Raw genomic sequence first — 25930 nt, 5'->3', positions numbered from 1 at the left:
CAGCCTGCCATATAAAAAAGCCACCATGCATATGCACTGGTGGCTTTTTTATATGGCAGTTTGCTTCAGACTTTTAACAGCGTCAGTATGGAGAGCAATTCATCTCTGATCTGATGCAGATTGACAGGCTCGTCTATAGGTTCTTGTGCCGTTGTTTCAGCATGTCCACCGTTGACGTTGAGCTTGTTTCTGGCACCATTGATGGTAAAGCCCTGCTCATATAATAATTCGCGGATACGGCGTATCAGCAACACTTCATGATGCTGATAATAACGACGATTACCGCGACGCTTGACAGGCTTGAGTTGAGTAAATTCCTGTTCCCAATAACGCAGAACATGCGGTTTGACGCCACACAATTCACCAACTTCGCCTATCGTAAAATACCGCTTGGCCGGAATAGGCGGCAGCACAAAAGACTCAATCTTGATTTCAGTCATGGAAAATATCAGGCAGCATGGGCAAGAGGTTGATTACCGACATCGTCGACCATGCCTTTGAGTTTCTGACTGGCATGGAAAGTGACGACCCTACGTGCAGTAATAGGAATTTCTTCACCGGTTTTAGGATTGCGACCAGGACGTTGCGGTTTGTCACGCAACTGGAAATTGCCAAAGCCAGACAACTTGACGGCTTCGCCTCTTTCCAGTGCATCACGGATTTCATCAAAAAAAGTTTCTACCATGTCCTTGGCTTCGCGCTTGTTCAAACCTACATGTTCAAACAAAAGCTCGGCCAATTCTGCCTTGGTTAAGGTAGGCAATTCCTTTTCCGCCTGTGACCGCGCCCGGGCTTCCTGCATTGCGCGATTCAAATCAGCATCCAGCACCGACTGGAACTCGGCGGAAATCACATCATTCATTTCGAAACTCTTCTCAATTAATACTAACAAATACAGACAAGATCAACGCAGTTTGGCAGCAAATTGCTGACTTGCGGCTTGCACCAGAGCTTGCATCGCGGCTTCCACTTTATCGTCTTGCAGGGTACTTTGAGTATCTTGCAAGCTAAAGCGGAAAGCAAGACTTTTCTCATCTGCTTCCAGACCTTTTCCACGATATTCATCAAATAAAACAAAGCCTTGCACGATCTTGCATACTTCATTTTGCTGCGTTTCGCGCTTGAAAACATCCAGCAGATTTTGCACTACAACTGTTTGTTTGACAACTAGCGCCAGATCGCGGGTGACTGCCTGGAACTTGGATATTTCCTGATATGAGGGCACTTGCAGTTGTTGCAAGGCCGTCACGTCAACTTCAAATACCACTGGTGCCAAAGGCAGGTCATATTTCTGCTGTAAACGCGGATGCAATTCACCAATAAAACCGATGACTTTACCATCAAACTCTATATTGGCGCTGCGGCCAGGATGCAGGGCGACATGCTCATTTTTAACGAAGCGCAGGGAACCTGGTGCAAACAGGGCTTCGAGATCAGCCTTGATGTCAAAGAAATCAACATTGCGGGTATCCTGCCCCCACTGCTCTTCTGCCACTGGGCCATAAGCCAGTGCGGCCAGACGCTTAGGCTGATGATAGCCAGCCACTTCCAGCGGGCCATCCTGCACACTGGCATCTTGCAGATACACTGCGCCGATTTCAAAAATGCGTACGCGGTTCAGTTTGCGGTTCAGGTTATAGCGGGTATTGGCGATCAGGCTGCCTATCAGATTGGTGCGCATGACACTCATCTGGCTGGCAATAGGATTGAGCAATTTGACTGGCGCATCATTGCCAGCAAAATCTTTTTCCCATACTTCTTCGACGAAGCTGTAATTGACCACTTCCTGATAATCCTGGTCAGCCACGAGGCGACGCACAGCAAACAGCGAACGCTGGTTTTCTGGTGCGATCAACATGGCATTTGCAGCCACTGGCGGCAAGGTCGGAATATTTTCAAAGCCATATACGCGCGCCACTTCTTCAATCAAATCTTCTTCGATTTCTATATCGAAGCGATAAGACGGCGGCGTCACCAGGAACTCACCTGGCTGCTGAGTGAATGACAAACCCAGGCGAGTGAAAATATCAGCAATCCTGGCATCATCCAGCGCCACACCAATAACTTTCACAGCGCGAGCTGTACGCAACTTGACTGGCAAACGTTGTGGCAAATTGACGATCTGGTCATCCACCGGGCCCAGTTTGACTTGTTCGACACCACCGCAAATCTCTACGATCAGGGCGCTGATGCGTTCTATATGTTCGACGATGGAAGCAAAGTCTACACCGCGCTCAAAGCGATGCGCTGCATCGGTAGAGAAGTTGAAACGACGGGCACGGCCCTGTATCGCTTGCGGCCACCAGAAAGCGGCTTCCAGATAAATATTTTGCGTGTCCAGCGTCACGGAAGTGGAATCCCCACCCATGATACCGGCCAGGGATTCAATCTCTTTTTCATCAGAAATAACGCCAATCCAGTCATCTACCTCTACTGTATTGCCATTCAGGAGCTTCAGTGATTCACCGGCCTTGCCCCAGCGTACTTCCAGACCGCCGTGGATTTTGTCCAGATCAAACACGTGGGAAGGACGGCCCAGTTCCAGCATGACATAGTTGGAAATATCTACCAGTGCAGAGATAGGACGCTGACCACTGCGTTCCAGTCTTTGCTTCATCCATTCTGGCGTTGCGGCACGGGCGTTGACGCCACGGATCACACGACCGGCAAAACGACCACACAGGTCAGGCGCGCTGACTTTGACTGGCAGGGTTTCTTGCAAAGTCACAGGCAGCACAACTGCCTCTGGCAATTGCATGGCTGTGCCAGTCAGGGCAGATACTTCACGCGCCACGCCGAGTAGCGACAGGCAATCTGCCTTGTTCGGTGTCAGCTTGATGGTGAACTTCAGGTCATTGAGTTGATAGTAATCGCGGAAGTTTTGGCCGACGGGCGCATCAGATGGCAAGTCCATCAGACCGCCGTGCTCTTCAGACAATTTCAATTCGCGGGCAGAGCACAGCATGCCGTAGGATTCTACGCCGCGCAGTTTGCCTATCTTGATTTCAAATGGTTTGCCATCTGCGCCAGGAGGCAGGATGGCGCCCACCATGGCGCAAGGCACTTTCATGCCTACGCGTACATTTGGTGCGCCACAGACGATGTTGAGCAAGCTGCCGGTGCCTACATCAACCTGACAGACATTGAGCTTGTCAGCATCTGGATGCTTGGCGATTTCGCGGATTTCCGCGACGACGACATTATTAAATGGGGGAGCAACCGGCTCCACCTCTTCGACTTCCAATCCCGACATGGTGAGCATATGGGACAACTCATCCGAAGTCATCTTCGGATCGACCATGGTACGTAGCCAGTTTTCAGAAAATTGCATAATTCAGCCGTCTAATGTTGGATGCAGGGCGCGATGCGCCACTCAAAAATTCAGGAATGCGCTGTGTAATTCTTTTAGTTGAATTGCTTCAGGAAGCGCAAATCACCTTCGTAGAACAGGCGCAAATCATTGACGCCATAACGCAGCATGGTCAGGCGTTCGAGACCGGAACCAAAGGCGAAGCCTATGTATTTTTCCGGGTCCAGGCCCATGTTACGCACCACGCTAGGGTGTACCTGGCCCGAGCCAGACACTTCCAGCCAGCGGCCTTTCAAAGGACCACTACCAAAGGCGATGTCGATCTCGGCAGATGGTTCTGTGAACGGGAAATACGATGGGCGGAAACGCACTTGCAAATCGTCAGTTTCAAAGAAGGCTTTGACGAAGTTCAGGTACACACCTTTGAGGTCAGCAAAGCTGATGTCTTCAGCAATCCACAAACCCTCAACCTGATGGAACATCGGGGAGTGCGTGGCATCGCTATCGACGCGATAAGTACGACCAGGTGCAATGACCTTGATCGGTGGTTTGTTCATGCGCGCATAACGCACCTGCATGGGGCTGGTGTGGGTACGCAGCAATAATTGTTTGCCCTGGCTATCTTTGCCATCGACATAAAAAGTGTCCTGCATAGAGCGCGCAGGATGGTTTTCCGGGCTATTGAGCGCGGTAAAATTGGTCCAGTCCGTTTCGATTTCGGGGCCGTCTGCCACGTCAAAACCGATGGAACGGAAGATTTCTTCAACACGCTGCCAGGTACGCATGACAGGGTGGATACCGCCAACGCCACGGCCACGGCCAGGCAAGCTGACATCGATCGCTTCTGCATTCAGGCGCGCCTGCATTTGTGCATTCGCCAGGGCATCGCGTCTTTCAGTCAGGGCTTCTTCTATCTGTACTTTGGCGGCATTGATCACTGCGCCCTGTACTTTTTTTTCCTCTGGTGGCAATTTACCCAGACTCTTCATCTGTTCTGTAATCTGACCACTCTTACCAAGGTAAAGCGCTTTCGCGTTCTCTAATGCTGCAGCGTCATTTGCTGCCAGAAAATCAGCACGTGCCTGGCTGACGATTTGATCTAAAGGGTTCATGCCTTGTTCCCGCTTACTGTGAAGCTGAAATAATGATCTGAAAACAAAACGGGGCATAGGATTCAACCTCTGCCCCGCTTGATATTTGCAACTGGCTTACGCCAGCTACTACGACTCACTGATTGCGATCACTAATGTGATTAAGCAGCCAGGTTAGCCTTGACTTGATTAACAATCGCAGCGAATGCTGGTTTGTCAGTCACAGCCATGTCAGCCAGTACTTTACGGTCGAGTTCAATTGCGGCTTTTTTCAGGCCGTTCATAAACACGCTGTAAGTCAGGCCATGCTGGCGAGCCGCTGCATTGATACGTGTGATCCACAAAGCGCGGAATACACGTTTCTTGTTGCGGCGATCACGGTATGCATATTGACCAGCGCGCATAACTGCTTGCTTGGCAATACGGAATACCTTACTACGACGACCACGGTAACCTTTAGCAAGGTTGAGAACTTTCTTATGACGGGCACGAGCTGTAACCCCACGTTTTACTCTAGGCATAATAACTCCTTAAATAATGAGTATGAGGTTAAGCTGTTGGCATCATGCGCATGACGGATACCATGTTGGTGTCATGAACACCTACGGAACCGCGCAATTGACGTTTGTTCTTGGTAGTTTTCTTGGTCAGAATGTGACGTTTGAAAGCTTGACCGCGTTTAACGGTTCCACCTGGACGGACGCGGAAGCGCTTCTTGGCGCTGCTTTTCGTCTTCATTTTTGGCATAGTACTATCTGTCTTTTAAGACAGCTCCACTTTTATATGATGGTAGGTGGCAGCAACAATCGCTACTCTTGGATGCCTACTTCTCACTTATTGTGACTCACCCTGAGGATGAGTCTTTCGTAATGCGCGCAATGCGTGCCTCACAAACCTGCTCAAGAAACATACAGAAAATAAGCAAAACCTATTTCCTGTTATTTCTCATTATTTCTTTTTCTTCGGTGCCAGAATCATGATCATCTGACGACCTTCCATCTTTGGAAACTGCTCGACCTGGCCATACGGCTCCAGATCAGCTTTCAAACGTTCCAACATACGCATGCCGATTTCCTGATGCGCCATTTCACGACCACGGAAACGCAGTGTGATCTTGGTCTTGTCGCCATCATCCAGGAACTTGGTCAGATTACGCAATTTGATATTGTAATCACCATCATCTGTACCCGGACGGAATTTGACTTCCTTGACCAGTATGACTTTTTGCTTCAGCTTGGCTTCGTGAGCTTTCTTTTGCTCCTGGTATTTGAACTTGCCGTAATCCATCAAACGGCAAACTGGCGGCTGCGCCGTCGGCGCTATTTCCACCAAATCAACATTGGCCTCTTCCGCCAAGCGGAAGGCTTCACCCAGTTTTACGATGCCCAGAGGCTCGTTCTCAACGCCGGATAAGCGCACTTCTGGCGCTGTAATTTCACCGTTGATGCGATGTGACTTGTCAGTAGCTATTGCAGTTTCCTTCGAAAATAATAATAAAAGGCTATGCAGCCCTGTTTAAAACAGGGTCGCTGCTAATCTGTTAAACCTTGGTTTCAACTTCGTTTTTTAAACGAGCTATAAAGGCGTCCAGAGGCATTACCCCCAGATCCAGATTGCCACGCGTACGCACAGCCACTGTATTGGCATCCCTCTCTTTATCACCTATCACGAGGATATATGGCAGTTTTTGAATGGAATGCTCGCGTATTTTAAAGGTAATTTTCTCATTACGCAAATCAGTTTTCACTCTAAACCCTTGTTTCTTCAGGATTTCTGCAACAGATTGTGAATACTCCGCCTGCGATTCCGAGATATTCAGGACAGAAACCTGCACTGGAGCCAGCCACAAAGGCAGGGCAGCAGCATGATTTTCTATCAAGATACCAATGAAACGCTCCATAGAACCAACAATCGCACGGTGCAACATGATAGGCACTTTGCGGCTATTGTCATCTGCAACATATTCCGCACCCAGGCGACCTGGCATGAAGAAATCGACCTGCATGGTACCAACCTGCCATGGGCGACCCAGGCTATCTTTCAGATGATATTCAATTTTAGGACCGTAAAAAGCACCCTCACCCGGCAATTCTTCCCACTCAACGCCGCAAGAACTCAGCGCAGTACGCAGGGTAGCTTCTGCCTTATCCCAGATTTCGTCGCTACCAATGCGATTTTCAGGACGCAAGGCCAGCTTGATGAAGATTTTCTCAAAGCCAAAGTCTTCATACACTTTCATCGCTTGCGGATGGAAGGCCATAACCTCATCCTGAATTTGCTCTTCAGTACAGAAAATATGACCATCATCCTGGGTAAAGCCACGCACACGCATGATGCCGTGCAAGGCACCAGACGGTTCGTTGCGGTGACATTGACCAAATTCACCAAAACGCAAAGGCAGATCGCGATAGCTCTTCATGCCAGAATTGAAAATCTGCACATGACCAGGGCAATTCATCGGCTTCAGGGCATATTCACGGCTCTCGGATTCAGTGACAAACATATTGTCTTTATAGTTATCCCAGTGACCAGTCTTACCCCACAGGCTTTTATCCAGAATCTGCGGACCCTTAACCTCTTGATAGCCACAGTCCTGATAGACCTTGCGCATGTATTGCTCTACTTGCTGCCAGATAGTCCAGCCTTTGGCATGCCAAAACACCAGACCAGGCGCTTCATCCTGGAAGTGAAACAAATCCAGCGCCTTGCCGAGTTTGCGGTGATCGCGCTTCTCTGCCTCTTCCAGCATGTGCAAATAAGCTTCCTGATCTTCTTTCTTGGCAAAAGCAGTACCGTAGACACGTTGCAGCATCTCGTTTTTGGAGTCACCACGCCAGTAGGCACCGGCCAGCTTCATGAGCTTGAATACTTTCAGCTTGCCTGTTGATGGCACGTGCGGGCCACGGCACAAATCAGTGAAGCTACCTTCTGTATACAGCGACACATCCTGATCAGCAGGAATCGATTCTATGATCTCGGCTTTATAGGCCTCGCCTATGGATTTAAAATAGGCAACAGCCTCATCACGCGGCAAGACCTTGCGCGTTACTGGCTCGTCTTTTTTCGCCAGCTCAGTCATTTTCTTTTCTATCGCCACCAGATCATCTGGTGTGAATGGGCGCTTGTAGGAAAAGTCATAGTAAAAGCCATTTTCGATGACTGGACCAATAGTGACTTGTGCATCTGGATACAATTCCTTGACGGCATAGGCCAGCAAGTGCGCAGTAGAGTGACGTATCACTTCCAGGCCATCAGCATCCTTGTCAGTGACAATGGCCAGATCCGCATCAGCATCAATCAGATGCGAGGTATCGACCAGCTTGCCATTGACGCGGCCAGCCAGAGCAGCTTTTGCCAGGCCAGCACCGATGCTGGCAGCAACTTGCGCCACCGTTACCGGCGCATCGAATTGTCGTTGCGAACCATCAGGAAGTTTTACTGAAACCATGTCACTCTCCAAAGCGGAAAAATACAAAAATAATTGAGATTATTGAGATAAAGGATGAGTCTAAAAAACGCAGACGAAAAAAAAGCACGGCTAGCCGTGCTTTTTCAGTTTGTTTCAAACGAAAAGTATCCTCGACTAGAGTCGCTCCCAAACCAGTTTAGTGGTAGTTCGCGGTGTCATAACCAGGGATGCCTTTCTCGCTCTTAACTATAATGTTTTAATAATTTTAAAATCTTTGGTAGGCACGATTGGACTCGAACCAACGACCCCTACCATGTCAAGGTAGTGCTCTAACCAGCTGAGCTACGCGCCTAAGAAACAAGAGTATAGCAGAGCCTTTACCGAAAATGCTAGCCCCCTGGGACAAAAAAATTCTATTCACTATTTTCCTGAATGACTTGCACCAGCAATCCAGGCAAGGATTCAGCAAAAGCCTGGCCGCACCTATATATAAGCGCTTCCCGTCAGCTACACTAATAACATATACAAAATAACAGGTACTCAAGCAATGCCAGCCCATACCCACCATCAAAGCAGCGATCATCTACATGACCACCGACGTGGCGATGCCGAGCACAGGCATTATTTTGAAAACCGCAGTCAAAAAGTACTAGCCTGGGCATTGGCGCTGACCCTGAGTTTTGCAGGTGTCGAAGTTGCCTTTGGATTTTTATCAAACTCCCTGGCTCTGATCTCTGATGCCGGGCATATGGTGACAGATGCCGCAGCCCTGGGCCTGGCCTTGCTTGCACAAATCATTGCCAAGCGACCACCTACGGCAAAAAATTCATTTGGCTTTGGCCGTGCAGAAGCCCTGGCAGCCTTTGTCAATGGCCTGGCCATGCTGTGCATCATCGCCTGGATATCTAAAGAAGCAATACAAAGATTCTCAGCACCGGAGACAGTACAAGGTGGCACCGTTATGCTGGTGGCTGGCATAGGCCTGCTCATCAACATTGTGGTTGCCTGGGTGCTGTCCCATGACAAAGAGAGTGTCAACACCAAGGCAGCATTGGTACATGTTATGGGCGATTTACTGGGTTCCATCGCCGCGATTATTTCTGGTGCCGTTATTTATAAAACCGGCTGGATGCAAATCGATCCCCTGCTGTCGATTTTTGTTTCGCTATTGATTTTAAAATCTACGTTCTCGGTATTAAAGGAGTCTTACCACTTCCTGATGGAAGGCGTGCCCCATAACATAGACTATGCGCAAATCGGTGCCGACCTCGAGGACATCAATGGCGTGCTGTCTGTGCATGACTTGCATGTGTGGGAGATGTCACCTGGCTACCCTGCCCTGATCGGCCATCTGGAAATCGAAGACCTCAGTGCCTGGCCGCGCATATTACAAAGCGTCAAAGGCATGCTGCTCAGCAAGCACGGCATCGATCACATTACACTACAGGCGGAAGTCAGCGAAGAGGAAGAATGATACGACTTTGCTGCTGTTAAAATTATGGCTGCCGCTGAAGCGATAGACCCAGCACCGGATAGCGCTGAGCCAGCGCCACATCAAGCTGACGCAAATAACTGCTGCCAAATTGGCCCGATTCAAGACCGCTCAACAGCGATAGCAAATGCATTGCCTCAGTAATCGCTATCCGCCATCAAGACTTCCGCAACTGCGATACTCATCTGCGTATCATCTGTATAGTGACCCAGCCGCTATACCCAGCTCATGCGGCACGTATTGTTCAAGTGTATTACTGAGCACGATCTTTTCTCGTGGACAAAACTCGAAACCCGCACCATAGGCATCGCCTATTGCTATTTCTAAAAGCAAATCACTTCTCCACGAGCTTCCATACCTGCAAACTCAAATTATTGGAATTCAATTCCTGCGCACTTCCAGCACACCGCTGACCTCGTGCAAGACATGCAGCGCCTTTTGCAGTTGTGTAGTACCACCTATTTCCACAGTAAACGACATGCGTGCCTGTGACTTGGCGCTTTGGGTATTAACGCCGATGACATTGATTTTTTCACGGGAAAACACTTCAGAGATATCGCGCAACAAACCCTGGCGGTCTTGTGCCAGCACGAAAATATCAACCGGGTAAACCGTGTCCTTGCCATGATCGCCCCAGGTGGTCTGGATGACACGCTCTGGCGCCTTGTTACGCATTTCGGCAAAGTTCTTGCAAGTCAGGCGGTGTATCGACACGCCCTTGCCACGTGTGACGAAGCCAACAATATCATCTGGCGGTGCTGGTTTGCAGCAGCGCGCGAGTTGCGTCATCAATCCTTCCGTGCCAACCACCAGCACTCCGGATTTGGCGCCTTGCGTGACACTGGAAGCCCGGCTCTTGTTGGTGAAACTGAGTTCATCCGGCTCCGCTTCTGGTACATTTTCCCGCAAGACTGTCTCAATTTGCCTGAGGCTGAATTCATCTTTGCCTACAGATAGGAAGAGATCATTGACATCCGCAAAACCCAGCTTGCGCGCCAACTCTTCAAGATTGACTGCGGTCTTGCCTTCGCGTTGCAGGGTTTTCTCTACCAGGGCACGGCCATTCGACAAGGTTTCTTCCTGATCGATGGCATTAAACCAGGCGCGAATTTTAGTGCGCGTGCGGGTACTGGCAGAATAATCGGGTGAGAGCCAGTCACGCGATGGCCCAGCCTGAGAAGAACCGACCTTGAGCGTAATAATCTCTACCGTCTGACCATTCTGCAAGGGTGTGTTCAGCGGCACCATAACATTGTCGACCCGCGCGCCACGACAGCGGTGACCAACATCAGTATGCAGGTGATAGGCAAAATCCACAGGAGTGGAATTGCAAGGCAATTCTATGACGCGGGCTTGCGGGGTCAGTACATAAATTCTGTCATCCAGGCTGGCTGCCTTGAGTTTTTCCACCCATTCGCGCTGCAATTCCTCCTGTTCAACGACAACATCAGTAACGTCCGTCTTCCAGGCCAGCAATTGTCTGAGCCAGGCGATTTTTTCATCATATTCTTGCGCTGAAAAATTCGATCCACCAGATTCTTTATAACGCCAGTGCGCCGCCACACCATATTCGGCAAACTGATGCATTTCACGGGTGCGTATCTGCACTTCAAGTGGGCGACCATCTTCCACTACGACGACCGTATGCAATGACTTATAGCCATTCGGTTTAGGGCGGGAAATATAATCGTCAAACTCTTTGGGTATAGGCACCCAGGCATTGTGGACCATCCCCAGGACGGTATAGCAATCCTTGATGTCATCGACGATGACACGGAAAGCGCGCACGTCATACAACTCATCAAAGTTGACTGACTTGCCTTTCATTTTTTTCCAGATACTGTAGATATGCTTGGGGCGTCCTGACACTTCCGCCTTGACACCCGCTATCTGTAATTCCTTGTTCAGTCTTTCTATGGCATTGACGACGAAGCTTTCACGCTCCAGGCGCTTTTCTTCCAGCATCTTGGCGATACGCTTGTATTGTTGCGGCTCAAGAAAGCGGAAAGACAGGTCTTCCAGCTCCCATTTGAGTTGCCAGACGCCGAGGCGATTTGCCAGCGGCGCATACAAGTCCATGGTTTCACTGGCATATTGCTGGGCCGCGCCATCTTCGCGCTTGCATTCTGCAAAATAGCGCAATGTAGTGACCCTGGAAGCCAGACGCACCAGCACCACGCGCATATCGGTGGCCATGGCCAGCACCATCTTGCGCAGGGTTTCCATCTGGTTGGCAGCTTTTTCAGCAGCATCTTTGCCGCGGCCCACATCATGCTGCGTCAATGCGGCTTCACGCAATTTCATCAGGCGGCGTATGCCGGTGACCAGGTCTGCAATTTCCTTGCCGAAGCGTATCTCTATCTGCTCTGCTGCGATCGGGTTCAGGTCTGGCAATTCAAACAGGATGGCAGCGATACGGGTATCAACATCGGTACGCAACATAGCCAGTGTCGCCACCACGCCATTCACAAATTGCAGGGCATTTTGCTCGGTGATCACACATTTACTGGCATACAGCGGTGTCACATATTCCAGGGCAGCCATGACGCGCTCGGCGTCGGCTTCCGACAAGCCTTCCAGCAAAGCGGCTTCTGTTGCTGTAGTCGAGATTGATACCATATGAATTAATTCTGCGCAGCTGTTACAACTACCTCTATGAGCCAGTCGGGATTAGCCAGTTTGGCTTCTACCGTGGCACGTGGTGGCGAATTACCCTCAGCAACCCAGGCATCCCATACCTGATTCATGCTGCCTATCAGGCTGATATCTGACAAAAATATCTGGCAACTGAGTATACGTGACTTGTCGCTACCCGCCTCTGCCAGCAAACGGTCTATATGGGCCAGTACTTGCGCCGTTTGCCCTTTAATATCCTGACTTGCATCATCTGGAATTTGTCCGGCCAGGTAGACAACTTGATTAAAAATGGCGGTTTCGGATAAACGCGGACCTACGTGAAATCTTTGGATACTCATTTTTCAACTCTATTTTTTAACTTATTCTTGGTTCAATAAAAAATCAACAGCCACCGCTATCTGCTCTGGCTGGACAAAAGTCGGCGCATGTCCAACGCCAGCGAATTCCACCAGTTTGGCTCGCGGGCCACGCTGCGTCATTGCCTGCGCAGACTCAATAGTCAACAAATCCGACTCTGCCCCCCGCACCAGCAAAGTCGGACACTGTATCGCATCATACGCTGCCCACAACATGGTTTGGGCGACTGCTGCCATTTCTGGCGTGCTGGCCTTGATCGGCTGGGCCAAACCCAGGTCATAGTGCCGCACCCACTGCCCTTGTTCATTTTGGCGCAAAACATCACGCGCCAGTTTCTCCCATTGCGCCGGACTGTGTGGACCAAAGGAAATCGAGATGGCCTTTATATACGCCTGCGCTTCATCAAAGCTGTCAAAGCGTACATCCTGGCCTATGTAATCACCTATCCTGGCCAGTGCCTCGGGATTAAGTACCGGGCCTACATCATTCAACACGAGTTTTTTGATAGGGTTATCAGGCAAACTTGCAAGACTCATGCCTATCAAGCCACCCATGGATGTACCAAACCAGTGCACGATTTCAGCATCCAGCCTGGCCAGCAAGCTCACCATATCGCTGACATATTGCGGTATCTGGTAATGCATGGGATTGCGCAGGCGGCCCGACTGACCACGCCCCACCACATCAGGACAGACTACGCGATATTCCTGACACAAGGCCGCAGCCAGCGCGTCAAAGTCTTCTGCCACACGCGACAAGCCATGAACGCAGATCAAGACCTTGGTATTGAGCGGATCACCCCACTCCTTGTATGACATGGTATGCAAGCCGGTAGGCGAGATACATTGCACTGATTTGCGTCTGGCCTGCATGGATTATCCTTGTGAATAGATTTTTACTCCTGTAGATGCATGACATTTTACCGTTCGTTGAGTTTAAAATCATTGTTAACTGTAGGAATACATGTTTTTTAGACAAAAAGAACAGGCTACATGTCTTGTTTTAGCGCAATAAAGGGAATAAGTCAGATAACCAGGACTGGAATAATGACTCACCAAACTCGCCACCCAGGCATGCGCAACTGCGCTTTTGGTCAGGTTTTAATTCGGAGGGCGAGAATGCGACATATACGTTTTTTTACTTTCGTCCTGCTTTTTTCAGATGTATAGTACTTAACACTAAAAACGGGAGCTACTCATGCATGTTCTTGTCCGCCTCACTGGCATTTCTGCCATCCTCATGACGACTGCAACTTGCCTTGCGGCAGATAGAATGAAACCCGGCCTGTGGGAAATGACCATAAAGTCGGATGCCATAAAGGCCATGCCCAAGATCCCGCCTGAACAACTGGAAAAAATGAAGCAGATGGGCATTAAACTGCCCGATATGCAAAATGGTGGCATGGTGCATAAAGTCTGCTACACCAAGGAAATGGTGGAACAGGACAAACCACCTTCTGGCGGCCATGATCAGCAATGCCAGAACAAGAATTTCAGTCGTTCAGGCAATACCTATTCCAGCGACATCGTCTGCGATATGCCAGATATGAAGGGTACGGGCAGTATCAAAGGCAGTTTTAGCCCCGATACTTTGAGTTCTACCTATGATTTTAAAGGTGTATCCCACGGCCAGCCAGTTACCCAGCATATGGAAACCACCGGCAAGTGGCTAGGCGGCGATTGTGGTGATGTGAAACCACCGATGATGCCACCGAAAAAATAAATCTCACTGAAGTCTAATTTCATAAAAGCAAAAAGCCGATGTCGATGACATCGGCCTTTTGCTGATAGACGGCTTAGTTCATTAGCTACTCAGACAACAGCGCTGACATCCAGTGCCGCTTCTGTCTTGGCGATGATTTCTTCTTTGCTGACGCCGTTTGCGAGCTCCACCAGTTTCAAACCAGCAGGAGTAACATCAATCACGCCCAGGTCAGTGATGATGCGATTCACCACACCCACACCTGTCAATGGCAAATTGCAGGCCTTCAGTATTTTATGGGCATCGCCCTTGGCGACATGCTCCATCAAGACCACGACACGGCCTACGCCTGCCACCAGGTCCATGGCCCCACCCATACCTTTGACCATCTTGCCAGGTATCATCCAGTTAGCCAGATCGCCTTGCTCGCTCACCTGCATCGCACCCAGAATAGCCAGGTTGATCTTGCCGCCACGTATCATGGCGAAAGAGTCGGCCGAGCTGAAGATGGATGAACCAGGCAAGGTTGTTACCGTTTGCTTGCCAGCGTTAATCATGTCGGGATCAACTTCTTCTTCCGTCGGGAAGGGGCCTATGCCCAACAAACCGTTTTCTGACTGCAACCAGACTTCCATGCCTTGCGGCACATGATTGGCAACCATGGTCGGCAAGCCTATGCCCAGGTTGACGTAAAAGCCGTCTTGCAATTCTTGAGCTGCGCGCGCAGCCATTTCATCACGATTCCATGCCATGTCTTGTCTCCTGCTATCTTAATTCGATGGGCGTACGGTACGCTGTTCTATACGTTTTTCTGGCGTCGCATTGACGACGATGCGCTGCACGAAAATGCCTGGTGTGTGAACTTCATCCGGGTCCAGTTCACCAATTTCCACCAACACTTCAACCTCGACCACGGTGATCTTGCCTGCCATTGCCACATTGGGATTAAAGTTGCGCGCTGTCTTGCGATACACCAGGTTACCTGCCTTGTCGGCTTTCCAGGCTTTGACCAGGGATACGTCGGATACCAGTGCACGTTCCATCACATATTTTTGGCCATCAAATTCGCGGATTTCCTTACCATCGGCAACGATAGTACCTACGCCAGTCTTGGTGAAGAAAGCCGGGATGCCGGCACCGCCAGCGCGCAGCTTTTCTGCCAGCGTACCTTGAGGCGTGAATTCCAGTTCCAGTTCGCCAGCCAGGTATTGGCGCTCGAACTCCTTATTTTCGCCCACATAGGATGAAATCATTTTCTTGATCTGGCGGGTGGTCAACAACTGACCCAGACCAAAGCCGTCAACACCGGCATTATTTGAAATTGCCGTCAGGTCTTTAACACCAGAATCGCGCAAGGCAGCGATCAGTGCCTCTGGTATGCCACACAGACCAAAACCGCCTACCGCGATAGTCTGGCCGTCCTTGATAATGCCAGCCAGAGCACTGGCTGCGTCAGGATAAACTTTGTCCATATTGTCCCCTCTCCAGGTTGTAAAACGATATTTCTTTTGTCAAATGGCCTCTGCAAATGCAGCAAAGCGCCCTACAAATCATTAGCCTTACAGGATATGATGCTGCGTTATACTGCGCAATACCGTAAAAATACGCCTTTACTACAAACCTGTCAGTGGACCGCAGAAATGAATGTCGTACAGCCCATCGATTTTGAATCCATCTTTCAACATGCCCCTGTTGGCATGTGTGTGTCGCAGAATCGCATTATCCAGGCCTGTAATGATGATCTGGCAAAAATGTTTGGCTATCAAAAAAATGAATTACTGGGCCAGTCTTTCCTGGTACTTTACCCTAGTCCTGACGAGTTTGAACGTACCGGTGCACGCATCACCCCCATCATGAATGCCAAGGGTTATTACTCTGACGAACGCATCATGAAACGCGCCAGCCAGGAGCTGTTCTGGTGCCATGTTTCTGGCCGTGGCTTGAATAAGGACAATCCACACGCAGCTGGCATCTGGACTTTTGAGGATCTCAGCGCAAAACGCCCTGTCACCGCAGAACTGACACCGCGTGAACGTGAAATTGCGGCCCTGCTGGTAGAAGGCAAGACCAGCAAACTGATCGCCCGCCAGATAGACCTCAGCCCACGAACCGTGGAAATGCACAGGGCCAAACTCATGCGCAAGTTCAATTCTGCAACTTCCAGCGAACTGGTGCACAAGTTGCTGGGCATCATGCGCTGAGCCTTGCTGCAGGTGACATCAAACTTGTTGAACAAGTTAAAGTTAAACTTATACCTTAACAGCCCTGGCTTTACGTTTTACGACCTTGATTTCACTCAGCTTTTGCTTGATCGCTTCTGGCAAAGCCTCGGACTTGCCAGTCTCGGCAGAGACCCAGACAACTTTGGCACCTCCCTCTGCATACAGAGCATAACCATCACCGACTGAGCGCATTTCCTGCATGGTTTCAAAACTGCTGCGGCCTGCTGCGCCGATATAAGTACAGACTTCCACCTGCCCTGGATATTTCAGGGGCTTCTTGAAGGTGCAATAGGCATTGACGATGACAGGGCCATTGCCGTTTGCATCCGGCAGACAACCCATCATGCTCAGCCACTCAATGCGCGCCTGTTCCATATAACGAAAGTACACAGTATTGTTGACATGGCCCATGGCATCCATATCGCCCCATCGGATAGGAATGGTGACGGTATAGACCAGCTTCTTTTCCGTAACCTTATTCTCTATCATTGCACGCTCATACCATCATCTGCCGTGACGATGGCACCGTTGAGGAAACGTGATTCTTCAGCAGCCAGCAAGAGCAGCAGACCATCCAGATCTTCTGGCGCGCCTACGCGTTTTCTAGGCAACATGTCGACCAGCTTTTGACCCGCGTCTGTAGAAAAATAATCTGAATTGATTTCAGTGGAAATATAACCCGGGCAAATTGCATTCACATTAATGCCATACTTGCCCCACTCTACCGCCATGGCCTTGGTCATATGGATGACCGCTGCTTTACTCATGCAGTAAATGCCTATTTGTGGCAATACACGCAGACCAGCTACCGAAGCAATATTGATGATGCGATGCTGTTTTTTTGGATCACCCTTGTGACGGGCAATCATGCGCTTGGCTGCTTCCTGCGCCACAAAAAAGGCTCCACGCTGATTGGTGTCCATGACATAGGCATAATCATCCGGTGTCACGTCAACCAGGCGTTGCGTGGTAGACACACCTGAATTATTGATGAGGATGTCGATAGGGCCTGCCTCGGTCTCGGCATGGGCAATTGCAGACTTGATGCTGCCATAATCTGTGACATCCAGAGCGACCACATGGGCAGCACCACCTTCAGATTCGATTTCAGCACGCAATTCCTTGAGCCTGTCTATGCGGCGTGATGCCAGCACGACCTGCGCGCCAGCCTGTGCCAGAATTTTTGCAAATCGTGCGCCAAGACCACTGGAAGCACCAGTTACCAATGCAATCTTGCCTTCGAAATTAACTTCTATGCCCATCTGATTCTCCGCAATATTTGGAATAAATTCACTAATCTATAACCTCTATGATGACATACTGATTATGCTTGTGTTGTATGGATTTGAGTTACTTGGAAATTTTTACAGAAATTTTCCTGCTATTTTGCACGATCTTGATGCATACCAAAGTTGGCTCTGCGATAATTCTGTGTATTTTAGATATCCACAACAATAAAAATTCGAGCCCCTCCTCGCTTGCGCAATACATTCACAGCAGATAACATGCTGACAGCAAATAAGCACGTTCGTTCGAAAATCTTCAGAAAGTGAAAATAGCCATGACACAAAGCATACTTGAACAGTACGGTCCTCGCGACGCAATGGAATATGACGTCGTCGTCGTCGGTGGCGGACCCGCTGGCCTGTCAGCCGCCATCAAGATCAAGCAACTTGCGGCAGAAAAAGGGGCGGAAGTATCTGTTTGTGTACTGGAAAAAGGCGGTGAACCTGGCGCGCACATCCTGTCTGGCGCAGTCATGGACCCAAAAGCACTGACTGAACTCTTTCCTAACTGGAAGGAAATGGGCGCGCCACTGAATACCGAAGTCACAGAAGACCGCGTCCTGGTCCTGACCGAGAGCAAAGCCTACCGCACGCCTAACTGGATGCTGCCAGCCTGTTTCGAAAATCACGGCAACTACATCGTTTCGCTGGCCAATGTGACGCGCTGGCTGGGCCAGCAGGCCGAAGCGCTGGGAGTAGAAGTATTCCCCGGTTTTGCCGCAGCAGAAGTCTTGTATAACGATGACGGCTCAGTCAAAGGTGTTGCCACCGGCAATATGGGCGTAGACCGCCATGGCCAACCCACCTCGGCTTTTCAGCTCGGCATGGAGTTGCATGCAAAGTACACCCTGTTTGCCGAGGGCGCACGCGGCCATCTGGGCAAGCAAGTCATCGCCAAATATGATTTGAACAAGGGCAAAGACCCGCAATCCTATGGCATAGGTATCAAGGAATTGTGGGAAATCGATCCCAAGCAACACAAGCAAGGTCTGGTCGTGCATACGACTGGCTGGCCATTGATGGATCAGTACAGTGGTTCTTTCCTGTATCACCTGGAAGATAATCTGGTGGCAGTTGGCTATGTGGTTGGCCTGGCGTATGAAAATCCGTATCTGTCACCTTACGAAGAATTCCAGCGCTTCAAGACCCACCCTGCTATCCGTACCTTCTTTGAAGGCGGCAAACGTATTTCTTATGGCGCACGTGCTATCACAGCTGGTGGCTTGCAATCCTTACCTAAACTGGTGTTCCCTGGCGGTGCATTGATAGGCTGTGACGCTGGCTTCCTGAACATGAGCCGTATCAAAGGTAGCCATGCCGCCATCAAGACTGGCATGCTGGCAGCAACAGCCGCCTTTGAAGCCGTATCTGCCAATCGTCAGCATGATGAACTGAGTGCTTATTCAACAGCATTTGAACAATCCTGGCTGCATGAAGAGTTGTACACCGCACGCAATGTCAAGCCCCTGCTCAAGCGTGGCACTTACGGCTCACCGCTGGTATGGCTGGACCAGGTGGTCTTGCGTGGCAAGGCACCATGGACGCTGCATCACAGCAAGGCCGACCATGAATGCCTGCGCCCAGCATCTGAATGCAAGCCTATTGTTTACCCCAAGCCTGATGGCAAGCTGACATTTGATCGTTTGTCCTCAGTGTTTATCTCGAATACCAATCACGCAGAAGATCAGCCTATTCATCTGACCTTAAAAAATGCTGATGTTCCAGTTTCGGTCAATCTGGCTAAATTCGCTGGCCCGGAAGCACGTTATTGCCCGGCGGGTGTGTATGAATTCGTGAAAACTGAAGAAGGCGCAGACCGCCTGCAAATCAATGCGCAAAACTGCGTGCATTGCAAGACTTGCGATATCAAGGATCCGACACAGAATATCGTCTGGGTGACGCCTGAAGGGGGGGGAGGACCTAATTATCCAAACATGTAACATGAGGTACTGATTAAGCTACTGCGCGGGGCGATTTTGAGCCTGCTGTTTTTGCAGATTCGTCGCCGTACCTTCGTACGACTGCGCTTCTTAACTCAAACTAGCCCCGCTCGCTACGCTTACTCAGCACCTCATGACACAGACATATGGATGACAAAGCAAACGAAAAAGCCGCGATAAGCGGCTTTTTCGTTTTCAAGATTTTTTGTGGCTCTGATTTGCAATCACCACTTACCAGCCAGGATTTTCTCCAGCCAGAATGTGCCTATGACGGTTTTTACGTCGGTGATCTGGCCGGATTTTATCCAGTCCAGCATTTCTGGCAGTGTGGCGGTGAATACTTCGAGGAATTCTTCTTCATCGAGGGCGGCCTGCCCTGCCGTTAAACCCTTGGCCAGGTAGATATCCAGGTGTTCGTCTGAATAGGCGATGGCGTTGTGAATGGTGCAGACGAAAGACCAGTCGCTGGCGGTGTAGCCGGTTTCTTCACGTAACTCGCGCTGGGCGCAGAGCAAGGGGTCTTCACCTGCATCGATTTTACCAGCCGGGAATTCTATGAAGACTTGATGTAAGGGATAGCGAAACTGCTTTTCCAGCAGGATGCGTCCATCATCAAACAGGGGAATGATAACCACGGCACCAGGATGACGTATGTATTCACGGGTCGCTGTCTGTCCATCAGGCAAGGACACGACATCTTTATCGACCTTCAGAAAACTGCCCTCATACACCAGCTCGCTGCTGATCTTGTTTTCTTGCAGATCCAGCTTGCTGGTAATTTTTTCAGCCATGATTGCGCTTCAGGTAGCGGTATACGAAACCAGGGAAAGCCAGTACCAGGAACAGGCAGGCATTGATGACATAGAATTCCCAGGCTTGCGGGAAACGATTACCTGCCGCTGACTCAAGGACAAAAGCAATGCCACCGACGCAGAAATACAGCACAATCAATTCAAAAAGGCGCAACCACAGTGATTTTACAATTGGTAAGGGTGCGCCTCCAGAAACTTCAGTCTGCACCTGCTTTTTTATTAAATCGTCGCTGGAGGAAAATACCAGGCCATCTGAGCGTGAATCTGTACCAGCCACATCAACTATCGATATGAGCTCAGGAGCACGGGAGAAAATAGATTTGAGGAATGCAAAGCGCTGCAAAGCAATGATGCCAAAGCAGCGCTCATTCAAGAAAGGCAGGTTGGCAGCCAAAACTGCCAACACGATGATCAACCAGGTTGATGCAGAATTACCCACTGCTGGCCGTATCAGTATTTAAGTGTATTGGAAATGGCGTTCACACAGGCTGTCATCAAGGAGCCAGGCATGAGACCCAAAACCAGTACCAGCAAACCATTGACACTCAAGACCATGCGCATATCCGTGCTGGCAGCAATAGGGCTGTGATCCAGTGGTTCATCAAAATACATCAGTTTGACGATGCGCAGGTAATAGAAAGTACCAATCAGTGAGAATGCCACGGCAACCAGGGCCAGCCACAATTTACCGCTGGACAGTACAGCCTGCAAGACCGACAGTTTGGCGTAGAAGCCCATCATAGGTGGGATACCAGCCAGCGAGAACATCAATAACAGCATGATGAAGGCAAACCATGGGTTGCGCTTGTTCAAGCCTTTCAGGTCATCGAGGTTTTCCGCCTCAAAACCCGAGCGTGCCAGCAACATGATAATGCCGAAAGTGCCCAGCGTGGTCAACACATAGGTAATGCTATAGAACATGGAAGAGCTGTAGGCATCTACCGCCAGATCCGCATTGCCATTCGCCACGCCAGACAACAAGCCCAGCAACATGAAACCCATTTGCGAAATGGTGGAATAAGCCAACATACGCTTCAAATTGGTTTGCGCAATCGCCGTCAGGTTACCTATCGCCATCGACAAGACTGCCAACACCACCAGCATTTGTTGCCAATCGACCGCTAGCGGGAACAGTCCCTCAACCAGCAAACGGAAAGTAATCGCAAACGCTGCCAGTTTAGGAGCGCCGCCCAGCAATAAAGTCACCGCAGTCGGTGCGCCCTGATAAACGTCAGGCACCCACATATGGAAAGGCACGACACCCAGTTTGAAGGCAAGGCCGGCAACCAGGAAAACGATACCGAAAACCAGAATAGTCTTGTTCGCTGTCGCTGTCGCAGTGACTTTGACGACTTCATTCAATTGCAGGGAACCGGTAGCACCGTACAACATGGAAATACCATACAACATGAAACCGGAAGCCAGAGCACCGAGGATGAAATACTTCATCGCCGCTTCGGTAGATACAGTATGTTCACGACGCAAGGCAACCAGGGCATACAAAGACAGGGACATCAATTCCAGGCCCAGGTAAATCACCAGGAAGTTATTACCGGAAATCATCACCATCTGGCCCAGCAAGGCAAACAAGGCCAGGACATAGTATTCGCCGCCAAGATGCGTATTCGTCATGGCACGGTCACTGACATACTGACGGGAGTAGATCAGGGTCATGCCCACAGCAATGTAAGAGAACAATTTCAGCAGCACGGACATGGGATCAGAAACAAACATATTGTTACTGACATACTCAGACTTCACTGGTTCAGCGAGTGCTACCGTCAAGACACCACAGACCGTCAATGCCAATATGCTCAAGGCATAAGTGACATTGCGTTTGCTGTCAGGCAAAAACATATCTGTCAGCAAGATGGCGCAGATGGCCAACAGCAAAAAGATTTCAGGATAAAGTGGTATCAGGTTCATATTATTCATTTTTTACTAGCATTGATCTGCTGCCACGCTTGCCCCAGGCAAACTGCGTGGCTTGCTTATCCAAATTCCCGGTCAGGGTGTCAGCTTAGGAACTGCCACATGTTGCAACAGATCAGAGACTGAAACCTGCATCGCATCTGTAAATGGTGCTGGATACAAACCCATTACCAGTACCGCTATCGCCAACACGCCCAGCATGAAGAATTCACGTTTATTGATGTCGGTCAGATGGGCTACATGTTCATTCGTGATATTGCCGAAGACCACGCGCTTAACCATCCACAAAGAGTAAGCCGCACCAAAGATCAGCGCTGTTGCTGCCAGCATACCTATCCAGAAATTGAACTGTACCGCACCCAGGATCACCATGAACTCGCCGACGAAACCGGAAGTTGCAGGCAAGCCGCAGTTAGCCATGGAGAACAACACGAACAAGGCAGCAAACTTCGGCATTTTATTGACCACGCCACCGTAGTCAGCAATTTCACGGGAGTGTACACGGTCATACAAGACACCGATGCACAGGAACATCGCGCCAGAGATAAAGCCATGGGAAATCATTTGTACGATAGCGCCCTGCACTGACATGTCGTTGAACATGAAGAAACCCAGTGTCACGAAGCCCATATGTGCAATCGAAGAATACGCCACCAGCTTTTTCATATCCTTTTGCACCAGTGCCACCAGACCGATGTAAATAACGGCGATCAGCGACAGTGTGATCATGAAACCTGCCATGTAATGGCTGGCATCAGGTGCTATAGGCAGAGAGAAACGCAGGAAACCATAAGCACCCAGTTTCAACATGATCGCTGCCAACACGACAGAACCACCAGTAGGCGCTTCTACGTGGGCATCTGGCAACCAGGTATGTACTGGCCACATTGGCACCTTGACTGCAAACGCCATCAGGAAGGCGCAGAAAATCATGATCTGGGTGCTCAGTGGCAAAGGCAGTTTATGCCATACCAGGATATCAAAGGAATGACCGGCTTTCAGGTACAGGTAGATGATGGCAATCAGCGTCAACAAAGAGCCCATCAAGGTGTACAGGAAGAACTTGAACGCAGCATACACGCGGTTCGGGCCACCCCAGACACCGACGATGATATACATAGGGATCAGCGTCGCTTCAAAGAAGACATAGAACAACATGCCATCAGTTGCGCAGAACACGCCTATCATCAAGCCAGACAAGATCAGGAAAGCACCCATGTATTGGGAGACTTGCTTTTCTATGACTTCCCATGCTGCGATCACGACGATCACCGTGATGAAGGCAGTCAAAGGTACCAGCCACAAAGAGATACCGTCTATACCCAGGGCATAGAACACATTGAAGCGTTCTATCCAGCTATGTTTTTCGACAAACTGCATGCCATGCGCAGTATTGTCAAAAAGCTTGATCAAAGGCAGTGTGACGATGAAACTGCAAATCGAGCCTATCAGGGCCACACCGCGTACCAATGCATTATTGTTATCGCGGCCAAAAGCCAGTATGAAGATACCGAAAGCTATCGGTAACCAGATCGAAAGGCTAAGTAGAGTAGAAGTTGACTGCATAATAATTATCTTTTTATAGCCGTGGTCACTTATTTAGCAAAGGGAAACAGCACTGTGTAAGCCAGGAAACCCATCACGCCGAGTATCATCACAAATGCATAGTGATAGATATAACCACTCTGCAAATGACGTATCAATTTGGAGACCCAGCCAACCAGTTTCGCGCTGCCGTTAACTACCAGGCCATCGATGATGCCTTTGTCGCCGATATTCCACAAACCGCCACCGAGCATGCGTGCGCCACCGGCAAACACGATCTCGTTGAAACGATCCATGTAGTACTTGTTGTCGAGCAAAGTGTAAAGTGGCATGAAAGTACTCTTGATCCTGGCCGGTATTTCAGGCTTGACCATGTAGAACACATACGCCACTACCACACCTGCCAATGCCAGCCAGAACGGTGGCGTCATGAAGGAATGCAGACCCATTGCGCCAGCACCATGGAATTCGTGATGCAATTCTTCCATTGCATGATGCGCTTCATTGACAAAAATCACGTTCTTGAAGAAGCCACCAAACAACATAGGCTCAATTGCAATCGCACCGATGAACAGCGAAGGAATCGCCAACAGAACCAGAGGCAACCAGACAACTAAAGGTGACTCATGCGGTTTTTGACCCGGAGCCAAACCATGGTGATGATCGTCATGATGATCATCAGCAGCATGGTGGTCGTCTTTGCGTGCATCCTTATGCGCTTTTTTATGATCATCGTGGTGATCATGTGCATGTGCCTTGCCAAAGTTTTCCTTGCCATGGAAGACCAGGAAATACATACGGAAAGAATAGAAAGCCGTAACGAATACACCTGCCAGCACAGCAAACTGGGCAAAACCAGCGCCAGGCAAATGACTGGCCTGTACTGCTTCGATAATACTGTCTTTGGAATAGAAACCAGACAGGAAAGGCGTACCTATCAATGCCAGCGAACCAGCCAGAGATGTCAGCCAGGTAATCGGCATGTACTTCCTCAAGCCACCCATGTTGCGGATATCCTGATCATGATGCATACCGATAATCACGGAACCCGCACCCAGGAACAACAGGGCTTTAAAGAAAGCATGCGTCATCAAATGGAATACTGCAACCGAGTAAGCAGAAGCACCCAGTGCCACGGTCATATAACCCAATTGCGACAATGTAGAGTAAGCCACTACGCGCTTGATATCGTTCTGGATGATGCCCATGAAACCCATGAACAGCGCAGTAATCGCACCTATCACCAGAATGAAGGACAAGGCAGTATCAGACAATTCAAACAATGGTGACATGCGTGACACCATGAAGATACCAGCAGTAACCATGGTCGCCGCGTGGATCAGTGCAGAGATCGGGGTTGGGCCTTCCATGGAATCTGGCAACCAGACATGCAGAGGGAACTGCGCAGATTTACCCATCGCGCCGATGAACAGGCAGATACAGGCAACCGTAATCAGCATCCAGTCTGTATGCGGCAACAGCATGGCTGCCAATTCATTTTTCTTGGCGAATACTTCAACATAGTTCATGGAGCCAGTATTGGCGACCAACAAGCCTATGCCCAGGATGAAACCAAAGTCACCGACACGGTTAACCAGAAAGGCTTTCATGTTGGCGTAGATTGCCGTTGGTTTGGTGTACCAGAAACCAATCAGCAAATAAGACACCAGACCCACAGCTTCCCAGCCAAAGAACAATTGCAGGAAGTTGTTACTCATGACCAGCATCAGCATGGCAAAGGTAAACAAGGAAATATACGAGAAGAAGCGGTTATAACCTTCGTCTTCTGCCATATAGCCTATGGTGTAGATATGCACCATCAGTGACACAAAGGTCACAACGCACATCATCATCGCTGTCAGGCTGTCTACCATGAAGCCGACTTCCAGCTTCATGTTACCAACCTTCATCCATTGATACAGGGTCTCGTTATACGTTGCGCCATCCAGCACGGCAGACAAGGTCATGCAAGAGATGATCAATGCAATCAACACACCAAGTATGGTGACTGTATGCGATACCTTGCGGCCAACCACATTGCCAAAAAACTTCGTTCCTAGCAGACCTGCAATAGCAGACCCAACCAGGGGCGCCAGTGGTACTGCCAATAATAATTGTGGGTTAAGTTGCCCCGCCATGATGACCCTTTGTTAGCTTTATTACTTTTCTAAATCGCCAGCCCATACCGGACTACCG

General features: G+C 49.7%; 24 protein-coding genes and 1 tRNA gene. 4 read left to right on the top strand and 21 right to left on the bottom strand.

From position 1 onward, the window contains the following. Positions 1 to 65: 65 nt before the first annotated feature. From ACO0LF_RS02130 to ACO0LF_RS02090, 9 genes are all read right to left on the bottom strand, one after another. Entirely contained in the window at positions 66 to 440 is a 375-nt protein-coding gene (locus ACO0LF_RS02130; protein WP_423011443.1) for a MerR family transcriptional regulator, read from the bottom strand. A gap of 8 nt (positions 441 to 448) precedes the next feature. Beyond that, positions 449 to 862 (bottom strand): integration host factor subunit alpha, encoded by a 414-nt coding sequence (locus tag ACO0LF_RS02125; RefSeq protein ID WP_110253938.1) that lies wholly within the window; start codon positions 860 to 862, stop codon positions 449 to 451. A 42-nt stretch (positions 863 to 904) separates the two neighbouring features. Next, a complete protein-coding gene (gene pheT / locus ACO0LF_RS02120) occupies positions 905 to 3331 on the bottom strand; it encodes a phenylalanine--tRNA ligase subunit beta (RefSeq protein WP_423011441.1) in 2427 nt (808 codons plus the stop codon). A gap of 74 nt (positions 3332 to 3405) precedes the next feature. Beyond that, positions 3406 to 4422 (bottom strand): phenylalanine--tRNA ligase subunit alpha, encoded by a 1017-nt coding sequence (pheS, locus tag ACO0LF_RS02115; RefSeq protein WP_110253940.1) that lies wholly within the window; start codon positions 4420 to 4422, stop codon positions 3406 to 3408. 140 nt (positions 4423 to 4562) lie between these two features. Continuing rightward, positions 4563 to 4922 carry a 50S ribosomal protein L20 gene (gene rplT / locus ACO0LF_RS02110; RefSeq protein ID WP_110253941.1) on the bottom strand — a complete coding sequence of 120 codons (360 nt, stop codon included), beginning with the start codon at positions 4920 to 4922 and terminating at the stop codon, positions 4563 to 4565. A gap of 28 nt (positions 4923 to 4950) precedes the next feature. Further along, positions 4951 to 5148, bottom strand: a complete 198-nt coding sequence (gene rpmI, locus ACO0LF_RS02105; protein ID WP_110253942.1) for a 50S ribosomal protein L35 — start codon at positions 5146 to 5148, stop codon at positions 4951 to 4953. A gap of 201 nt (positions 5149 to 5349) precedes the next feature. Further along, on the bottom strand, positions 5350 to 5871 hold the full coding sequence (infC, locus tag ACO0LF_RS02100; RefSeq protein ID WP_110253943.1) for a translation initiation factor IF-3: 522 nt from the start codon (positions 5869 to 5871) through the stop codon (positions 5350 to 5352). Positions 5872 to 5941: 70 nt separating this feature from the next. Next, a complete protein-coding gene (thrS, locus tag ACO0LF_RS02095) occupies positions 5942 to 7849 on the bottom strand; it encodes a threonine--tRNA ligase (RefSeq protein ID WP_423011439.1) in 1908 nt (635 codons plus the stop codon). Between the two features lie 236 nt (positions 7850 to 8085). Further along, positions 8086 to 8162 (bottom strand) — tRNA-Val (locus ACO0LF_RS02090). Between the two features lie 195 nt (positions 8163 to 8357). On the opposite strand from ACO0LF_RS02090, the gene ACO0LF_RS02085 reads away from it, so the two are divergent. Then, entirely contained in the window at positions 8358 to 9284 is a 927-nt protein-coding gene (locus ACO0LF_RS02085; RefSeq protein ID WP_423011437.1) for a cation diffusion facilitator family transporter, read from the top strand. Positions 9285 to 9683: 399 nt separating this feature from the next. On the opposite strand, the gene ACO0LF_RS02080 is transcribed toward ACO0LF_RS02085, so the two are convergent. From ACO0LF_RS02080 to ACO0LF_RS02070, 3 genes are read right to left on the bottom strand one after another with little or no spacing between them, the layout of a single operon-like run. Then, entirely contained in the window at positions 9684 to 11921 is a 2238-nt protein-coding gene (locus tag ACO0LF_RS02080; RefSeq protein ID WP_423011435.1) for a RelA/SpoT family protein, read from the bottom strand. A 5-nt stretch (positions 11922 to 11926) separates the two neighbouring features. Continuing rightward, complete coding sequence (locus ACO0LF_RS02075) at positions 11927 to 12277, bottom strand: RidA family protein (protein WP_423011433.1); 351 nt, start codon at positions 12275 to 12277, stop codon at positions 11927 to 11929. Between the two features lie 21 nt (positions 12278 to 12298). Next, positions 12299 to 13168: an alpha/beta fold hydrolase gene (locus ACO0LF_RS02070; RefSeq protein ID WP_423011432.1), complete on the bottom strand. Its 870-nt coding sequence runs from the start codon at positions 13166 to 13168 to the stop codon at positions 12299 to 12301. 325 nt (positions 13169 to 13493) lie between these two features. On the opposite strand from ACO0LF_RS02070, the gene ACO0LF_RS02065 reads away from it, so the two are divergent. Next, on the top strand, positions 13494 to 14018 hold the full coding sequence (locus tag ACO0LF_RS02065; RefSeq protein WP_423011430.1) for a DUF3617 domain-containing protein: 525 nt from the start codon (positions 13494 to 13496) through the stop codon (positions 14016 to 14018). Positions 14019 to 14107: 89 nt separating this feature from the next. Here ACO0LF_RS02065 and ACO0LF_RS02060 read toward each other — a convergent pair whose 3' ends face one another. Then, complete coding sequence (locus ACO0LF_RS02060) at positions 14108 to 14749, bottom strand: CoA transferase subunit B (protein ID WP_423011428.1); 642 nt, start codon at positions 14747 to 14749, stop codon at positions 14108 to 14110. Between the two features lie 18 nt (positions 14750 to 14767). After that, on the bottom strand, positions 14768 to 15469 hold the full coding sequence (locus ACO0LF_RS02055) for a CoA transferase subunit A (protein WP_423011426.1): 702 nt from the start codon (positions 15467 to 15469) through the stop codon (positions 14768 to 14770). Between the two features lie 168 nt (positions 15470 to 15637). Here ACO0LF_RS02055 and ACO0LF_RS02050 point away from each other — a divergent pair, with 168 nt between their 5' ends. After that, the gene (locus tag ACO0LF_RS02050) at positions 15638 to 16198 is read left to right on the top strand and encodes a LuxR C-terminal-related transcriptional regulator (protein ID WP_423012431.1); all 561 of its coding nucleotides are present in this window, start codon (positions 15638 to 15640) and stop codon (positions 16196 to 16198) included. A 48-nt stretch (positions 16199 to 16246) separates the two neighbouring features. On the opposite strand, the gene ACO0LF_RS02045 is transcribed toward ACO0LF_RS02050, so the two are convergent. Both ACO0LF_RS02045 and ACO0LF_RS02040 read right to left on the bottom strand, forming a co-directional pair. Continuing rightward, a complete protein-coding gene (locus tag ACO0LF_RS02045) occupies positions 16247 to 16708 on the bottom strand; it encodes an acyl-CoA thioesterase (protein ID WP_423011424.1) in 462 nt (153 codons plus the stop codon). Then, complete coding sequence (locus ACO0LF_RS02040) at positions 16705 to 17481, bottom strand: SDR family oxidoreductase (protein ID WP_423011422.1); 777 nt, start codon at positions 17479 to 17481, stop codon at positions 16705 to 16707. Before ACO0LF_RS02040 ends, ACO0LF_RS02045 begins: the two co-directional genes overlap by 4 nt. Before the next feature lie 341 nt (positions 17482 to 17822). Between ACO0LF_RS02040 and ACO0LF_RS02035 the strand changes: the two genes are divergently transcribed. Further along, complete coding sequence (locus ACO0LF_RS02035) at positions 17823 to 19445, top strand: electron transfer flavoprotein-ubiquinone oxidoreductase (RefSeq protein WP_423012429.1); 1623 nt, start codon at positions 17823 to 17825, stop codon at positions 19443 to 19445. A 224-nt stretch (positions 19446 to 19669) separates the two neighbouring features. Here the strand turns inward: ACO0LF_RS02035 and ACO0LF_RS02030 are convergent, their stop codons facing one another. From ACO0LF_RS02030 to nuoL, 5 genes are all read right to left on the bottom strand, one after another. Further along, positions 19670 to 20236: an NUDIX domain-containing protein gene (locus ACO0LF_RS02030; RefSeq protein WP_422950379.1), complete on the bottom strand. Its 567-nt coding sequence runs from the start codon at positions 20234 to 20236 to the stop codon at positions 19670 to 19672. Beyond that, positions 20229 to 20696 (bottom strand): DUF2818 family protein, encoded by a 468-nt coding sequence (locus ACO0LF_RS02025; protein ID WP_423011420.1) that lies wholly within the window; start codon positions 20694 to 20696, stop codon positions 20229 to 20231. The genes ACO0LF_RS02030 and ACO0LF_RS02025 overlap by 8 nt, the downstream gene beginning before the upstream one ends. A gap of 11 nt (positions 20697 to 20707) precedes the next feature. After that, entirely contained in the window at positions 20708 to 22192 is a 1485-nt protein-coding gene (gene nuoN, locus ACO0LF_RS02020) for an NADH-quinone oxidoreductase subunit NuoN (RefSeq protein ID WP_423011418.1), read from the bottom strand. Positions 22193 to 22264: 72 nt separating this feature from the next. After that, positions 22265 to 23758 (bottom strand): NADH-quinone oxidoreductase subunit M, encoded by a 1494-nt coding sequence (locus tag ACO0LF_RS02015; RefSeq protein ID WP_423012427.1) that lies wholly within the window; start codon positions 23756 to 23758, stop codon positions 22265 to 22267. Positions 23759 to 23784: 26 nt separating this feature from the next. Further along, positions 23785 to 25872, bottom strand: a complete 2088-nt coding sequence (nuoL, locus tag ACO0LF_RS02010) for an NADH-quinone oxidoreductase subunit L (RefSeq protein ID WP_423011416.1) — start codon at positions 25870 to 25872, stop codon at positions 23785 to 23787. Positions 25873 to 25930: the final 58 nt, after the last annotated feature.

It is taken from the genome of Undibacterium sp. Di27W, assembly GCF_049340345.1.
GTDB lineage: Bacteria > Pseudomonadota > Gammaproteobacteria > Burkholderiales > Burkholderiaceae_D > Undibacterium.
This window is presented reverse-complemented; position numbering and strand designations above follow the sequence as displayed.

Bases quoted from the DNA above. Each gene is read 5' to 3' on its own strand.
- ACO0LF_RS02035 (WP_423012429.1), top strand. From the start codon at position 17,823: ATGGAATATGACGTCGTCGTCGTCGGTGGCGGACCCGCTGGCCTGTCA.
- ACO0LF_RS02125 (WP_110253938.1), bottom strand. From the start codon at position 862: ATGAATGATGTGATTTCCGCCGAGTTCCAGTCGGTGCTGGATGCTGAT.
- ACO0LF_RS02045 (WP_423011424.1), bottom strand. From the start codon at position 16,708: ATGATAGAGAATAAGGTTACGGAAAAGAAGCTGGTCTATACCGTCACC.
- rpmI (WP_110253942.1), bottom strand. From the start codon at position 5,148: ATGCCAAAAATGAAGACGAAAAGCAGCGCCAAGAAGCGCTTCCGCGTC.
- ACO0LF_RS02030 (WP_422950379.1), bottom strand. From the start codon at position 20,236: ATGGCTGAAAAAATTACCAGCAAGCTGGATCTGCAAGAAAACAAGATC.
- ACO0LF_RS02080 (WP_423011435.1), bottom strand. From the start codon at position 11,921: ATGGTATCAATCTCGACTACAGCAACAGAAGCCGCTTTGCTGGAAGGC.
- ACO0LF_RS02130 (WP_423011443.1), bottom strand. From the start codon at position 440: ATGACTGAAATCAAGATTGAGTCTTTTGTGCTGCCGCCTATTCCGGCC.
- pheS (WP_110253940.1), bottom strand. From the start codon at position 4,422: ATGAACCCTTTAGATCAAATCGTCAGCCAGGCACGTGCTGATTTTCTG.
- nuoL (WP_423011416.1), bottom strand. From the start codon at position 25,872: ATGGCGGGGCAACTTAACCCACAATTATTATTGGCAGTACCACTGGCG.
- ACO0LF_RS02075 (WP_423011433.1), bottom strand. From the start codon at position 12,277: ATGAGTATCCAAAGATTTCACGTAGGTCCGCGTTTATCCGAAACCGCC.
- thrS (WP_423011439.1), bottom strand. From the start codon at position 7,849: ATGGTTTCAGTAAAACTTCCTGATGGTTCGCAACGACAATTCGATGCG.
- ACO0LF_RS02060 (WP_423011428.1), bottom strand. From the start codon at position 14,749: ATGGCATGGAATCGTGATGAAATGGCTGCGCGCGCAGCTCAAGAATTG.
- pheT (WP_423011441.1), bottom strand. From the start codon at position 3,331: ATGCAATTTTCTGAAAACTGGCTACGTACCATGGTCGATCCGAAGATG.
- ACO0LF_RS02050 (WP_423012431.1), top strand. From the start codon at position 15,638: ATGAATGTCGTACAGCCCATCGATTTTGAATCCATCTTTCAACATGCC.
- ACO0LF_RS02055 (WP_423011426.1), bottom strand. From the start codon at position 15,469: ATGGACAAAGTTTATCCTGACGCAGCCAGTGCTCTGGCTGGCATTATC.
- ACO0LF_RS02070 (WP_423011432.1), bottom strand. From the start codon at position 13,168: ATGCAGGCCAGACGCAAATCAGTGCAATGTATCTCGCCTACCGGCTTG.
- ACO0LF_RS02040 (WP_423011422.1), bottom strand. From the start codon at position 17,481: ATGGGCATAGAAGTTAATTTCGAAGGCAAGATTGCATTGGTAACTGGT.
- nuoN (WP_423011418.1), bottom strand. From the start codon at position 22,192: ATGAATAATATGAACCTGATACCACTTTATCCTGAAATCTTTTTGCTG.
- ACO0LF_RS02065 (WP_423011430.1), top strand. From the start codon at position 13,494: ATGCATGTTCTTGTCCGCCTCACTGGCATTTCTGCCATCCTCATGACG.
- ACO0LF_RS02085 (WP_423011437.1), top strand. From the start codon at position 8,358: ATGCCAGCCCATACCCACCATCAAAGCAGCGATCATCTACATGACCAC.
- rplT (WP_110253941.1), bottom strand. From the start codon at position 4,922: ATGCCTAGAGTAAAACGTGGGGTTACAGCTCGTGCCCGTCATAAGAAA.